At 69.2% G+C, this 14301-nt stretch carries 11 protein-coding genes; 3 read left to right on the top strand and 8 right to left on the bottom strand.

The annotated features are described in order from the left end of the window. Positions 1–49 precede the first annotated feature (49 nt). Both NI2_RS21740 and NI2_RS21735 read right to left on the bottom strand, forming a co-directional pair. Positions 50–1648 carry a cutinase family protein gene (locus tag NI2_RS21740; protein WP_067493508.1) on the bottom strand — a complete coding sequence of 533 codons (1599 nt, stop codon included), beginning with the start codon at positions 1646–1648 and terminating at the stop codon, positions 50–52. A 256-nt stretch (positions 1649–1904) separates the two neighbouring features. Continuing rightward, on the bottom strand, positions 1905–4274 hold the full coding sequence (locus NI2_RS21735) for a RelA/SpoT family protein (protein WP_067493506.1): 2370 nt from the start codon (positions 4272–4274) through the stop codon (positions 1905–1907). A gap of 227 nt (positions 4275–4501) precedes the next feature. On the opposite strand from NI2_RS21735, the gene NI2_RS21730 reads away from it, so the two are divergent. Beyond that, positions 4502–5248 (top strand): metallophosphoesterase family protein, encoded by a 747-nt coding sequence (locus tag NI2_RS21730; RefSeq protein WP_133733779.1) that lies wholly within the window; start codon positions 4502–4504, stop codon positions 5246–5248. Positions 5249–5278: 30 nt separating this feature from the next. Here NI2_RS21730 and NI2_RS21725 read toward each other — a convergent pair whose 3' ends face one another. Next, positions 5279–5899, bottom strand: coding sequence for an NUDIX hydrolase (locus tag NI2_RS21725; RefSeq protein ID WP_067493504.1), 621 nt, complete (start codon positions 5897–5899; stop codon positions 5279–5281). 69 nt (positions 5900–5968) lie between these two features. Next, the gene (locus NI2_RS21720; RefSeq protein WP_067493813.1) at positions 5969–7546 is read right to left on the bottom strand and encodes an ABC-F family ATP-binding cassette domain-containing protein; all 1578 of its coding nucleotides are present in this window, start codon (positions 7544–7546) and stop codon (positions 5969–5971) included. A 240-nt stretch (positions 7547–7786) separates the two neighbouring features. Here NI2_RS21720 and NI2_RS21715 point away from each other — a divergent pair, with 240 nt between their 5' ends. Both NI2_RS21715 and NI2_RS21710 read left to right on the top strand, forming a co-directional pair. After that, positions 7787–8890, top strand: a complete 1104-nt coding sequence (locus NI2_RS21715; protein ID WP_067493502.1) for an NAD(P)/FAD-dependent oxidoreductase — start codon at positions 7787–7789, stop codon at positions 8888–8890. A 64-nt stretch (positions 8891–8954) separates the two neighbouring features. Further along, entirely contained in the window at positions 8955–9560 is a 606-nt protein-coding gene (locus NI2_RS21710) for a GNAT family N-acetyltransferase (protein WP_243749688.1), read from the top strand. On the opposite strand, the gene NI2_RS21705 is transcribed toward NI2_RS21710, so the two are convergent. From NI2_RS21705 to secD, 4 genes are all read right to left on the bottom strand, one after another. Continuing rightward, on the bottom strand, positions 9550–10122 hold the full coding sequence (locus NI2_RS21705) for an adenine phosphoribosyltransferase (protein WP_067493811.1): 573 nt from the start codon (positions 10120–10122) through the stop codon (positions 9550–9552). The two genes, NI2_RS21710 and NI2_RS21705, sit on opposite strands and share 11 nt — an antisense overlap. Positions 10123–10148: 26 nt before the next feature. Beyond that, positions 10149–11861: an ABC transporter substrate-binding protein gene (locus tag NI2_RS21700; RefSeq protein ID WP_067493498.1), complete on the bottom strand. Its 1713-nt coding sequence runs from the start codon at positions 11859–11861 to the stop codon at positions 10149–10151. Between the two features lie 22 nt (positions 11862–11883). Next, entirely contained in the window at positions 11884–13062 is a 1179-nt protein-coding gene (gene secF, locus NI2_RS21695; RefSeq protein ID WP_067493496.1) for a protein translocase subunit SecF, read from the bottom strand. After that, positions 13059–14301, bottom strand: a 1243-nt coding sequence (gene secD, locus NI2_RS21690) for a protein translocase subunit SecD (RefSeq protein ID WP_067493494.1), incomplete at its 5' end; no start/stop codon positions are given. The genes secF and secD, both read right to left, overlap by 4 nt.

Genomic DNA, 14301 nt, shown 5'->3' with positions numbered 1-14301 from the left:
CCTTTCCGCTACGCCGGGCACATGGATTCGCATCGATACCTCTCGGTACTCAGTTCACTGAGAACAGTCTGGTAGGTGATGGTTCGGGTGTCGCGGCAGGCGGAGTCGTCGCGCCGCCGGATGAGGCGCCATCGGCTCCTGTCCCGAACGGAAATTGTCCCCCATGACCGGGTTTCGATGGCGTAGGCTCGCCGGTTCGGCCGGTGAACAGGCCGGGGTCGGGCGTGTCGGGCCCACCGAGCGGTGTCGCGCCGCGCCCGGAGGTTGCCGCGACGTCGCGGGCGATCGCGGCGAACCAGTCGGCCACGTACTGGGTTGGCGTCGCGCCCTGGGCGCCGACCCCGATCTGGGAGTAGGCGACGTGACGCTGCATGGAGTCCCAGTAGCGCACCCAGGTGGTCACGTCCAGCAGTTCCCGGTTGTCGGTGATGTTCTGCGCCACCGCCGTGAAGGCCTCGTTCACCAGGCGTACGCCGGTGGTCGGCGGGATCAGTTGCGCGACGGCGCCGACGAGCTTCGTCCCGAGCAGCGTGAGCCCCGCGAGCGGGTTCGACAGTGCCGCCGTGGCCAGTTCGGCGATGCTCGCCGGCGTGAGCACGGTCTTCACCACGGTCGCGACGGAGTTGAGGCCGATCATGCCCACCTTCAGCAGCGCCTGGAACGCGGCGTTCACGTCGAGGGTGGCGCGCGGGTCGGCGGCGTCGGCGAGACGCTGGGAGATCGACTTCTTCGGCGAGAGCGACACATCGGCCGGCGTGCTGCCCGCGATGTCCTCGTTCACCACGGTCGAGGCGGTTTTGATCGAGGTGAAGGCCAGCGCCTGCGCGATCGAGACCAGCGAACCGATGGGGTCGCCGCCGGACAGCTTCACCTGACTCACCAGGCTGGTGACCGCCCGCATGAGTGGCGCGTTCTGCGGTGCGTCGCACGCGAGATCGCCTGTGGCACAGAAGCTTGCGACGCGACCCGTGAGTTTGCCGTAGTCGCCCGCCCGGTCGTAGCGGGAACCGAGCCCGCCGCCGGGGGCCGGGGCCTGACGAACCTCGCCGAGGTCGGCGACAGCGGTGCCGTCGGTGCCGGGTGCGGCGAGCGGGGTGGCGCGGTCGGGCGCGCCCGGGAACAGCGGCGCGTTCTCGCCCCGGGTCGGATCGGCGAACAGCGCGACCGCGGCGACCTTGTCGGCGGGCAGCACGCCGGTGCCGGAACCGACCTCCTGCGCGAACAGCGAAGCCACATGGGCGCCTTGCGAATACCCCACCACGGCGATGCGCGAGTCCGGGCACCGCTGAGCTACCTGCGTGGCCATCGACCGCAAGCGCTCGAGGCCCCCGTCGACCGATTCGGTGTAGGGCACGGCTCCGCCGGGAACGGCACCGCCGAAGCCCGCCTCGTAGGGGACGTAGGCGCGGTCGACGAGTCCCGGTTCGGCGGCCGCGGCGAACAACGGCCGGAAGACGGTGCTCAGCATGCCGGTGTCGGTGCTCGGCGCGGCATCGGGCGAGGACTCCCCCGTGCCCTGAATTCCCAAGGCGTACAACGCAGGACAGGCATCGATGGCCACGCGTGTCGACGGTGCGACGGGGGTGACCTCTTCCGCGGCGGCCACCCCCGCCGACACCGACGCCGAGGCAACGGTGATCGCGATCATCGTCACCGTGAGTCGTGTCGTGCACCGAGCCATATCGATCCGCATCACAGTCCGTTTCGGCTGACCAGTGGAACGTTGAAACGCAGTAAACCGTAACAGATTCCGGGTATCCGAACCCCTGCCCTAACCGGCCCTTCCGCTGCCCCCAGCAAACCCTTGCGCGCCAGCAACTTTCTGGCGATCCATCAGAACGAAGCGAGCACAGCGAGCGGCCCGGGCACCGCGAATAGCGTGTGCCCGGGCCGAGAAGCCATGGTCAGGCTGCTGAAGTCACCCGGTAGACGTCGTACACGCCTTCGACATTGCGCACCACGTTGAGCAGGTGACCCAGGTGCTTGGGGTCGCCCATCTCGAAGGTGAATTTGCTGATCGCCACCCGGTCGCCGTGGGTGGCCACCGACGCCGACAGGATGTTGACCTTCTCGTCGGCGAGCACCTTGGTGACGTCGGAGAGCAACCGGGTGCGATCGAGCGCCTCGATCTGGATCGCGACGAGGAACACCGACGACGGCGACGGCGCCCACTCCACGTCGATGATCCGTTCGGACTGCGACTGCAGCGAGCCCGCGTTGGTGCAGTCGGTGCGGTGCACACTCACCGCACCACCACGGGTCACGAATCCCATGATCTCGTCACCTGGTACGGGCGTGCAGCATTTCGCGAGCTTGGCGACGGTGCCGGGGGCGCCGGGGATGAGTACGCCCGCGTCGCCGGTGACCCGCTGTCTACTCGGCGTGGTCGACGGCGTGGACCGTTCGGCCAGCTCGTTCTCCACATCGCCGATGCCACCGAGCTGGGCCATGAGCCGCTGCACCACGTGGTGCGCCGACACCTGGTGTTCGCCGACGGCGGTGTAGAGGGTGGAGATGTCGGTGTAGTGCAGTTCGTGGGCTACCGCGGTCATCGCGTCGACGCTCATCAGCCGTTGCAGCGGCAGTCCGACGCGGCGGACCTCCTTGGAGATCTGCTCCTTGCCGCTCTCGAGCGCCTCCTCGCGCCGCTCCTTGGCAAACCACTGGCGAATCTTGGCCTTCGCGCGGGGCGAGACCACGAAGTTCTGCCAGTCGCGGCTGGGTCCGGCGTTCTGCGCCTTGGAGGTGAAGACCTCCACGACCTCGCCGTTCTCGAGCTGACGTTCCAGCGCGACGAGCCTGCCGTTGACGCGGGCGCCGATGCACTTGTGGCCCACCTCGGTGTGCACCGCGTAGGCGAAGTCGACCGGTGTCGACTTCTGCGGCAGCGTGATCACGTCACCCTTGGGCGTGAAAACGAAGATCTCCGGCGACTTCAGGTCGAAGCGCAGCGACTCGAGGAACTCGGCCGGGTCGGCGGCCTCACGCTGCCAGTCGAGCAGCTGACGCATCCACGCCATGTCGTCGACCTCGGCGGCGTCACCGGAGTGCTTGCCCTTGGTCTCCTTGTAGCGCCAGTGCGCGGCGATGCCGAACTCGGCGGTCCGGTGCATGTCGTGGGTGCGGATCTGCACCTCGAGCGGCTTGCCGTCGGGGCCGACGACGGTGGTGTGCAGCGACTGGTAGACGCCGTAGCGCGGCTGGGCGATGTAGTCCTTGAACCGGCCCGCCATCGGTTGCCACAGCGAGTGCACCACGCCGACGGCGGCGTAGCAGTCGCGGACCTCCTCGCACAGGATGCGCATGCCGACCAGGTCGTGGATGTCGTCGAAGTCTTTGCCCTTGACGATCATCTTCTGATAGATCGACCAGTAGTGCTTGGGCCGTCCCTCGACGACGGCGTTGATCCGCGACGCGGCGAGAGTGTTGACGATCTCGGCGCGCACCTTCGCCAGGTAGGTGTCGCGCGACGGGGCCCGGTCGGCGACCAGGCGCACGATCTCGTCGTACTTCTTGGGGTGCAGGATCGCGAACGCGAGGTCCTCGAGCTCCCACTTGACCGTGGCCATCCCGAGCCGATGCGCCAGCGGCGCGATGACTTCGAGGGTTTCCTTGGCCTTCTTGGCCTGCTTCTCCGGCGGCAGGAAACGCATGGTCCGCATGTTGTGCAGGCGGTCGGCCACCTTGATCACGAGCACGCGCGGGTCGCGGGCCATCGCGATGATCATCTTGCGGATGGTCTCGGCCTCGGCGGCCGCGCCGAGGTTGACCTTGTCGAGTTTGGTCACCCCGTCGACGAGGTGGGCGACTTCCTGGCCGAATTCCTCTTTGAGCTGGTCCAGCGAGTAGCCGGTGTCCTCGACGGTGTCGTGCAGCAGGGCCGCGACCAGGGTCGTGGTGTCCATGCCGAGTTCGGCGAGGATGTTGGCGACCGCGAGCGGATGGGTGATGTACGGGTCACCGGACTTGCGGAACTGCTTGGCGTGGCGTTCGTCGGCCACGTCGAAGGCGCGCTGCAACAGCGCGAGGTTGGCCTTCGGGTACAGCTCCCGGTGCACCGTCGCGAGGGGTTCGAGCACGGGCTTGACGGCCGCGATCCCGCGCTGACCGGTCATCCGCCTGGCCAGCCGGGCACGCACGCGCCGTGATGCCGAACTGGGCACCGAGGCGGTGGGCGACTGCTTCGTGGGTTCGGGCTTGCCCTGGGCATCACCGGTTGGCGCGGCGCCGGTGGACCCCTGCCCAACCTTCGCCTCGCCGAGTTGTCGAGTCATGCCACCACCTCTCACGCCGCATTCGACCTTGTCAGCCGACTGCTGCAACCGCCCGGACCACCAACTTTAGTCCCCACACCGACCTGGTGTTCGATTCCCCGGGGTCACAGACACGCGACGGTAGTACGACGCTCCGACACGAACCGATCCGACCGCCCACCACGCGCCCTTTCGCGATGATCTACCGCGCTGTTGACAGCGGCGATCCACTGTGGCCATCTCGGTGGGTGGGGAACAAAGCACCAGTCCGTATCGCCGCCACCGCCGATCTGCACATGCGTCCGGCCGTCGCGGGAAAGTTCCGATCCGACCTCCTCGAGCTGGGGAACAAGGCCGATCTGCTGTTGCTGGCCGGTGACCTCACCGACGGCGGCACCGTGGCCGAGGCCGAGCTGCTCTGCGCCGAACTCGCGGGACTGGCGGTGCCGATCGTCGCGGTGCTGGGCAATCACGACCACGACGCAGGCGCGGTCGATGTGATCGCGGGCATGCTCACGGGCATCGGGGTGCGGGTGCTCGACGGCGGGGCGACGGTCTGCACCGTGCGCGGGCACCGGATCGGTATCGCCGGGGTGATGGGCGGCTCCGGCGGCTTCCCGGCGTACCCCGGCGACCCGGACTCCGGGAGCGAGGAGCACCGGACGCTGATGCGTCGTGGGGCCGTCGACGCGCTCCGGCTCCGGGCGGCGCTCGAAGCGCTGGACACGCCGACGCGGATCGCCCTCACCCACTTCTCCCCGACCGTCGACACCCTGGCGGGCGAGCCGATCTCGATCTATCCCGGTCTCGGTTGTCAGGCGCTGGGCGACGCGATCGACGCCGCGGGCGCTACGCTCGCGCTGCACGGACACGCACACGCGGGCACCGAAGACGGCCGGACCACGGGAAACATTGCGGTGCACAATGTTTCGTATCCGGTGCTGCGCCGCACGTATGCGCTCTACGACTTGGCGACCACTGCCGCTTCCGGCTGAATCCGCGCGTGATCCGCGCCGTGGCGCGGATCAGTTGTCGAAGGCCCACACGACAGCCGGGCGGCCGGTGGCCCGGACCCGGCGGCGTTCGCCGGTGCGGTGCAGGCCGGGGATGGTGGCGAGGGTGCGGTTGAGGTTGGCGGGGTCGGGGCGGGTGCCGTGCAGGGCGGTGGTGAGGTCGACCGCGCGGGTGGCGGGGAACTCGGCGCCTGCCAGGGCCCGGGTGAAGGTGGGGTCTTTCCAGAGGAGGGCGGCCAGCGCGGGCCGGGTGGTCTCGATGATGTGGTTGTGGTCGAAGGCCAGCGGGGGCACCTCGTCGAAACCGACCCATTCGGCGGGGCCCTCGTGTTCGGCGACGACCGCCCACATGGCGATCGCGAGGGTGGGGCCACGGGGGTCGCGGTGCGGTTCGTCGAAGGTGCGCAGCTGGCCGACCGCGACGATCGCGGTGTCGGGCACGCCGAGTTTGCCCAGGACCGCGCGACGGGCGGCCTCGACCAGCCGCTCGCCCCGCCCCAGCAGGACGCCCGGCAGGGCCAGCTGACCGGTGAAGGGTTCGAATTCGCGGGCCGCGATGCCCACGCGCACGCCGGTGTCGCCCTCCCAGCATCGCAACGTCACCACGTCGATCGACACAACGGACTGCTCCACGTCACCCCATCTGTTCGTCGTCCCCGGGCGAACGCCGCGGGTATCGGTCGTCCCCGATCATGCCCCTGCCTACTCGACCAGCCCGTCGGGGGTGAGTTCGAGCCTCCGGGTGACGCCGATGTCGTCCAGGAACCGCTGATCGTGGCTCACCACGAGCAGCGCACCCTCGAAGCTTGCCAGGGCCTGGGTGAGATGCGCCAGGCTCGGCAGGTCCAGATTGTTGGTCGGTTCGTCGAGCATCAGCAGTTTGGGCGCGGGTTCGGCGAGCAGCAGCGTCGCCAGCGCGGCCCGCAGTCGTTCCCCGCCCGACAGCGCCGAGGCCGGGATGCCGGCGTCGGCACCGCGGAACAGGAAGCGCGCCAGCTGTCCCCGGATCTGCTCGGCCGAAGCGTGCGGTGCGGCATCGGCCACGTTCTCGAACACCGTTCGCGCGTCGTCGAACACGTCGAGCCGCTGGGGCAGCAACCGCCACGCCACCTTCGGGCCCTCCGCGACGATCCGCCGCAGCAGGGTGGTCTTGCCCGCACCGTTGCGTCCGGTGAGCGCGATCCGTTCCGGCCCACTCACCCGCAGATCGACGACGGGACCGTTGGCCAGACGCACCTGGTCGAGGGCGATCACGTCCTGCCCCGGGTACAGCCGGGTGCCGGGCAGTTCGATCCGGATCTCCCGGTCGGCGCGCACCGACTCCTCGGCCTGGTCGAGGGTTTCGCGAGCGGTGTCGAGTTTGTCGATGTGGGAATTGCGCAGCTTGCCCGCCGACACCTCGGCACTGCGTTTGCGGTTGCCCATCACGATCTTCGGCTCACGCTTGGTGTCGGACATCTTCTGTCCGTAGCGCTTTCGGCGGTCGAGTTTGATCCTGGCCGCTTCCAGTTCACGTGCCTGTTTGCGGACGTCGCTGCGCGCGTCGCGCACGGCGGCGAGCGCGGCCTGCTGTTCGGCCTCGACGACGCGTTCGTAGTCGGTGAAATTGCCGCCGAACGACCGGATTTCACCCGCCCGGAGTTCGGCGATACCGTCCATCCGGTCGAGCAGTTCGCGGTCGTGGCTGACCACGATCACCGTGCCGGTGAACTGGCGGATCACCGTGTAGAGCCGTGCCCGCGCGACCGAGTCGAGGTTGTTGGTCGGTTCGTCGAGCAGCAGCACATCCGGTTCGCGCAGCAGTTCGGCGACCAGTCCGAGCAGCACCGTCTCCCCGCCGGAGAGGGTGTCGAGAGTGCGGTCGAGGTCGGCGACGGATCCGGCCACGTAGTCGAGGCCGAGTTTGCCGAGCAGCGCGATCGCCTCGTCCTCCACCTGCCACTGGTTGCCGACGGTGTCGAAGTCGGCGGCATCGGCCGTGCCGTGCTCGATGCGGTGCAGTGCCGCCCGCAGCGTGTCGATCCCGAGCACGGCATCGACGCGCTGACCGGTGCGCATGCCGAGATCCTGCCGCAGATAACCGAGATCACCCGGCACGGCGATCGATCCGCGCATCGGGCGCAGTTCGCCGGCGATCAGCCGCAGCAGCGTGGACTTCCCGGCGCCGTTGGCACCGACCAGACCGATCTGGCCGGGTCCCATGGTGGCATCGAGGCCGTCGAAGACGACGGTGCCGTCGGGCCAGTGGAAAGTGAGATCGGAAAAGGACAGCGTAGACATGCGGACCACCTCGAGGTGCGACGGATACGCGGTGCGCACAGTGCGGACCGCCCGAAAGCGCTACCTCAAGAAATCAACGCATGACTCCGATCGTCGGGGACAAGACCCTTCATTGATAACACCGGTTCCCCGGACCACGCCACTCTATTTTTTTCCGCGCGTGAGCCCGCTCACCTGCATACCCTCGCTGCGCGACAGGTCACTATCGTGAAAGACGAACGCGGACAGAGGGGGTCGTAGATGAAGGCCGACGTGGTTGTCCTCGGCGGCGGGTACGCCGGGATCAGCGCCGCCAAGCGCCTGGCCCGTCACCCGGGCGTCCAGGTGACGCTGCTGAATCCGGGCACCGACTTCGTGGAACGCATCCGGTTGCACCAGTACATCGCGGGCACACACCGAGCCCATCGGCCGCTGCGCAGCGTCCTGCCCGACGCCGTGCGCATCGTCACCGCCACCGCGCAGGTCATCGACGCCCGGCACCACCACGTACGGACCGATTCCGGCGACGAGATCGGTTACGACCACCTCGTCTACGCCCCGGGTAGCCACACCGACGACACCGGTATCGCGGGTGCCGAGCATGCTGTCTCGCTCGGCAGCCGCGCCGAAGCCGACCGCGCCCGCCTGCGCCTGGCCGACCTGCCCGCCGGCGCCACGGTGACGGTGATCGGTGGCGGCCTCACCGGCATCGAAACCGCCGCCGAACTCGCCGAGACCGGTGCTGTGCGGGTGCGATTGGTGACCGGCGAACTGGGCCACAGCCTGTCCGCACGAGGGCGTGTCCGCGCGCGTACCGCCTTGGCGGCACTCGGGGTGACGGTGGTCGACCAGGTGGCCGTCACGGCGATCGCCCAGGACAAGATCACCCTCACCGACGGCACGGTCCTCGACACCGACCTCGCGATCACCACCACCGCCTTCGCGCCCTCGGACCTGGCCCGGTCGAGCGGGCTGGAAGTGGACGCGGCCGGGGCCATGCTCGTCGACGACACCCTGGTCAGCACAACGAGTCCGAACATCGTCGGCGCCGGTGACGCGGTCGCCCTCGGCACGAACCCGTTGCGGATGAGCTGCCAGGCCGCAGTGCCCTGCGGCGTACACGCGGCCGAGACCGTTCTGCGAGCCCTCACGGGCCGTGAGCCGAAACCCCTGCGCCGCAAGTACATCGGCCAGTCCGTGAGCCTGGGGCGCCGCGACGCGCTCATCCAGTTCTCCGACCTCACCGACCGCCCGCTGCCCGCGGTCCTCACCGGCCGCACGGCCGCTCTGCTGAAGGAACAGGTCTGCCGCGCGACGTTGCGCGGTGGGCAGCTCGGGCCGCTGCGGACGAGCTGGACATGGTGAACCGGACGGGCGGTCGACAAACCGGCGGGCGAGCAGCGCCCACCGTCAGTGGAAGGTGACAGATGTGTTGACCACAGTGCGCGCGGCCAAACAGGCCGACGTGGGGGCGCTGGCCGAAACCTTGGCCTCGGCGTTCCGGCACGACCCGGTGATGAGCTGGATCCTGCCGGACCCGCAGCGGCGGGCGGCCGGTCTGCCGTGGTTCTTCGGTGCGATGGCCAGGCACTACTTCGTTCCGCTCGGCGCCTGCGAACTCGCGACCCGACCCGACGGCACCATCGGCGGTGCGACCCTGTGGGCTCCGCCGGGACCATACGGTTCCTTCGGCGCCGACCTGCGTGCCATGCCCGGGCTGTGGCGGGCGTTCGGCCGCCGGATCCTGTCGGGCAAGACGGTCGGCGACCTGCTGAAGAAGCACCATCCGAGCCGGCCGCACTGGTACCTGTCGGTGATCGGCACCGCCCCCGACGTGCGTGGTGGCGGCTACGGCGGGGCGCTGCTGCGCTCACGCCTGGACCGCTGCGACGCCGAGGGCACCGCCGCCTACCTCGAATCGAGCAACGCCGACAACATCGCCTACTACGAACGTTTCGGCTTCGTCGTCACCGGGGAACTGCACCTGCCCGAAGGGCCGTCGGTGTGGCCGATGTGGCGCGAACCTAGAGCTTGACGATCGAGGTCAGCGGGTAGTCACCCTGGTGCTCGCGGCCCTTCAGGAACTCCAGTTCCAGCACGACCGCCGCCGCGACCACCTCGGCACCGACCTCGGTGAACAGGCCCGCCGACGCGGCGAGGGTGCCGCCGGTGGCGAGGACGTCGTCGAGCAGCAGGATGCGCTTGCCCGCGAGCTCCACCCCGTCGGCGGGGATCTCCAGTGCGGCGCTGCCGTATTCGAGCTGGTACTCGCGCGAGACGACCGGCGGGGGCAGCTTGCCGCCCTTGCGGATGGCGAGCACCCCGGTGCCGAGGGTGGCGGCCACTCCGGCGCCGAGCAGGAAGCCGCGCGCGTCGACCCCGGCGACCAGGTCCACGTCGGTGGCGACGGCGGCGAAGCAATCGATGACCGCGCGGAAGCCCTCGGCATCGGCGAAGACGGGGGTGAGATCGGCGAAACGCACGCCGGGGGTGGGGAAGTCGTCGTGCCAGCGGGTGAGCCGGGCGACCGCGTCGGCGGCCTTGCCGGTCCGTTCGCCGACCTGATCGGCGGATTCGACCACCGCGTGCTTACTCATCGCCACCTCTGTCTCACGTCCACGACTCACCGCTGCAACACCCAGCGATCCATATTCCACCCGGTGCCCGCCTGCGTCGGCCCGGGGATCCCGTTCTGCATGCCGTTACCGAACGCGATGGTGCGCGGAGTGGCGAACAACGGGATGCTCGGCAGCTGCGCCCACAGCAGGTTCTCGGCCTCGGTCAGCAGATTCAGCGTCGCGGTCGAATCGGTCTCGCCCGCAAGCTGATCGGTGATGGCATCGTAGCGAGCGTTCCCGAAACCTCCCGCATCGAGCCCGTTACCCGCCCGCAAAGCGGCGAACGCGGCGACACCGGTCGCCGATCCGGCCGGTCCCGGAACCGCCGCCGTACTGCCGAGCACCGCGTCCACCGCGCCCTCGCCGAGCTTGGCCGGCGTGAAATCCGGTGCGCCCGCGTCGACGACCGTGATGCCGGCCCCACGGCAGGATTCCGCGATCATCGCCACGGTCTTCGCCCGGCGGGCATCGGGGGTCAGATAGCCGATCCGGATGGTCGGCTGGGCGGTCCCCGCCGAGGCGAGTGTCGCCGTGGCACCGGGAATATCGGTGCCGCGATAGCGGTCGCCGGCTCCGGACACAGCACCGTAATACAGCGAATCCTGTTGCACCACCCGCGAATTCAAAGTTCCCGAGCCGAGGCCGCGCGGCGGCACCTCACCGGCCTTGCCGAGGGTGTCGAACAGGGCCTGGCGCGGGACGCACTGGGCGAAGGCACGCCGCGTCTCCACCCGGGCGAACACCCCACCCGTGCCGAGCACGAGCTGTTCGGCGCCGCGGCCGGGGACGGTCTGCTCGTCGAATCCCTCCAGGGCCAGGTCGGTCACCGAGCCCGCGCCGAGGTCGACCACGCCGAGCGCGTTCTCCTTGGCCTTGGCCGCGTAGTCGGTACCCTTGGGCCAGACCACGATACGGCTGGTCTCGGGTGCCGATCCCCACCACTTCTCGTTGGCGACGAGCACCAAACCGTCGGCCGCGGTGAAGGATTCGATGCGGTACGGACCCGACGACGGGAACCTGGTGAGATCCAGTTCGCCCGGTGCCATGGTCCAGCCCGAGTTCCAGAAGTCGGCGATCCGGCCGATCACCGCGCCGTCACCGGACTGCAGCGCGTCGACCACGTTCGGTACACCGACCGCCTGGGCCACCACGTGGGCCGGCATCAGCTCGGCGGCGGTGAACAGGGTGCGCCACGGCAGGTAGTGCCTGCCCGGACGGAACACCACGGTGGCGTCCTTGGACCCCGGCTGGCAGTCCACCCGCTCGATGTCGTCGTAGCCGTCGGTGCTCGCGGCGTCGAACATCGGTGCCTGGCCGCGGTCACCGGACCGGGTGAACCGGCCCGACCGGGCCGACCAGGCGAGCACCAGATCGTCACAGGAGGTCGCGACCCCGTCGGAGTACACCCCGTCGGGATTGAGCCGGTACTGCACGGTCTGGGTCTCGCCCGGCACCTCCTTGGCGGTGCCCGCGTCGGTGTCGGCCACCTGCTGACCGTCGGGTCCGGTGTAGAAGAACCCGGTGAGCACGCGCCCGAACACCGCCGCCGCGCCGCTGCTCGCGCCGAGGGTGCTGCCGCCGTTGTAGCTGGCGACCGCCGCGTCGACGGCGTAACCGATCGAGGGCACCTGGTTCTTGGTCGAACACCCGGTCACCAGACCGGCGCCGACGCCTGCCGCGGCGAGGACGGTGATCAGCCGAATCGTGCTGCGTCGCATGATGAGACCCCTGCTCGTGCCGTCAGTGCCTGCCCTTGTGCCGCTTCCCGCTCGGCCGCGCGCCGGGCCTGGGCGCACCGGCGTCGGTGGGCCGGGGACCGCGCGCCGCGCGGGCTCCCGCCGTCACCGGCACGCGTGCGGTGCCGCCACCGGCGCGCTTGTCGAGCACCTTCTTGGTGTGCGCGGCGACCGGGCCCCAGCGTTCCTTGATCGACACCAGCACCGGAACGGCGAGGAAGATCGAGGAGTAGGCGCCGACGATCATGCCGACCAGCTGTACCAGCGCGAGGTCCTTCAGCGTGCCGACACCGAGCATCCACACCGCGATCACCAGCATGCCGATGATCGGCAGGATGCCGATGACGGTGGTGCTGATCGAGCGCATCAGAGTCTGGTTGGCGGCCAGGTTGGCCTGTTCGGCGTAGGTCCGCTTGTGCAGGTGCAGGACACCGCGGGTGTTCTCCTCGACCTTGTCGAAGACGACCACGTTGTCGTAGAGCACGTAACCGAGAATCGTGAGCAGACCGATCACCGCGGCCGGGGTCACCTCGAACCCGACCAGCGAATAGATGCCCGCCGTGACGATGAGGTTGAAGAACAGCGACACGATCGCCGCGATCGACATGTCGCGTTCGAAGCGGATGGCGATGTAGATCATCGTCAGCGCCACGAACACCGCGAGCGCGATCAGCGCCTTCTGGGTGATCTGGCCACCCCAGGTCTCGCTGATCTCGGCGATGCTGATGGCTTCCAGGCCGACCGAGGTGCCCGACTCCTGCTCGAGCATCGCGCGCAACGCGCTCTGCAGCTGGTCGGTCTGGTCCTTGTCGAGGGTCTCCGAGCGCACCTGGATGGTCGCGGCGGAACCGGAACCGACCTCCTGCACCGTCACCGGGCCGTGGCCGAGGGTCTCGGCGTAGACGTCCTCCACCTCCTGGGTGGTGACATTCGCGAGCGCCGGGACCTGGATGCGCGAGCCGCCCTCGAAGTCGATACCGAGGGTGAACCCGCGCACCGCGATGCTCAGCAGCGAGATCAGCAGCAGCACCGCCGACATCGTGTAGAAGAACTTGCGCCTGCTGACGATCGGGAAGCCACCGGTACCGGTGTAGAGCCGTTCGAAGAACCCGTGCTGCGGGGACGCGGTGGGCTCGGCCTTGTCCAGGTTCAGCGATTCAGTCGTCGGATCGGCATTTCTCATCGTGACATCTCCTTCGGCCGGACCTGGCCCGCGCCACGTTCCCTGGCGATCTGCTGCACCGAACCCAAGCCGTTCACCGACGGTTTCGCCCAGAACGGCGAGCGCGAGGCGAGCATCAGCAGCGGGGCGGTGACCAGGTAGAGCACGATCACGTCGAGCACGGTGGTGACACCGAGGGTGAACGCGAAGCCCTTCACCTGACCGGCGGCGAGCAGGTACAGCACGACCGAGGCGATCAGGCTGACCGTCTTACCCGAGAGGTTGGTCCGCTGCGCGCGGGCCCAGCCGCGCGGCACGGCCGAACGGAAGCTGCGGCCCTCGCGCATCTCGTCCTTGATGCGTTCGAAGAACACGACGAAGGAGTCGGCGGTCAGACCGATACCGATGATCAGACCGGCGATACCGGCCAGGTCGAGGGTGAACCCGATCCAGCGCCCGAGCAGCACGATGATGCCGTACACGGCGAAACCGGCGGCGATCAGCGAGAACCCGGCGAGGAAGCCGAGCATCCGGTACACGAACAGGCAGTACAGCAGCACCGCGAGCAGACCGACCGCACCGGCGAGCAGACCGGCCTTGAGCGCGGCCAGGCCGAGCGTGGCCGACACCGTCTCCGCCTCGGAGGTGGTGAACGACAGCGGCAGCGAGCCGTACTTGAGGGTGTTGGCCAGCTCGCTCGCGCTGTCGGCGGTGAAGCTGCCCGAGATGGAGGTGCTGCCGCCGAGCTGCGGGCCCTGCTGCACCTGCGGGGCGCTCACGACCTTCGAGTCGAGCACGAACGCGACCCGCTTGTTGACGTACTCGCCGGTGAGCGCGGCCCAGGCGTCCGTTCCGGTGGAACGGAACTCGAGGTTCACCTCGTGGCGGGCCTGCTGGGCGTTGAAGCCCGACGTGGCGTCGGCGATCTCCTGGCCGTCGATGCGGCTCGGGCCGAGCAGGAACACCTCCGTGCCGTCCTGCGAGCAGGTGACCAGCGGCAGGGCCGGGTCGTCGTTACCGGCCAACGGGTCGGGCTTGGTGCAGTCCATGCTCATGACCGCGACCTGCTGCATGTTCTGGTCGGTGCTCTGCCGCAGCGCCTTGGCGTCGGCGATCTCCTTGGCCTGCTGCTGGGCGGGCGTGAGATCGGCGGGCGGCGGGGTCGGCGTCGGCGGGGCCTGAGCCGGGAACACACGCGACTGCGGCGCCGGGGTGGTCGCCTCGGGCGCGGGGGTCGCGGGATCGCCGGTCGCGGGGGCG

Origin of the sequence: Nocardia ignorata NBRC 108230 (assembly GCF_001612905.1) — a bacterium.
Taxonomy (GTDB): domain Bacteria; phylum Actinomycetota; class Actinomycetes; order Mycobacteriales; family Mycobacteriaceae; genus Nocardia; species Nocardia ignorata.
This window is presented reverse-complemented; position numbering and strand designations above follow the sequence as displayed.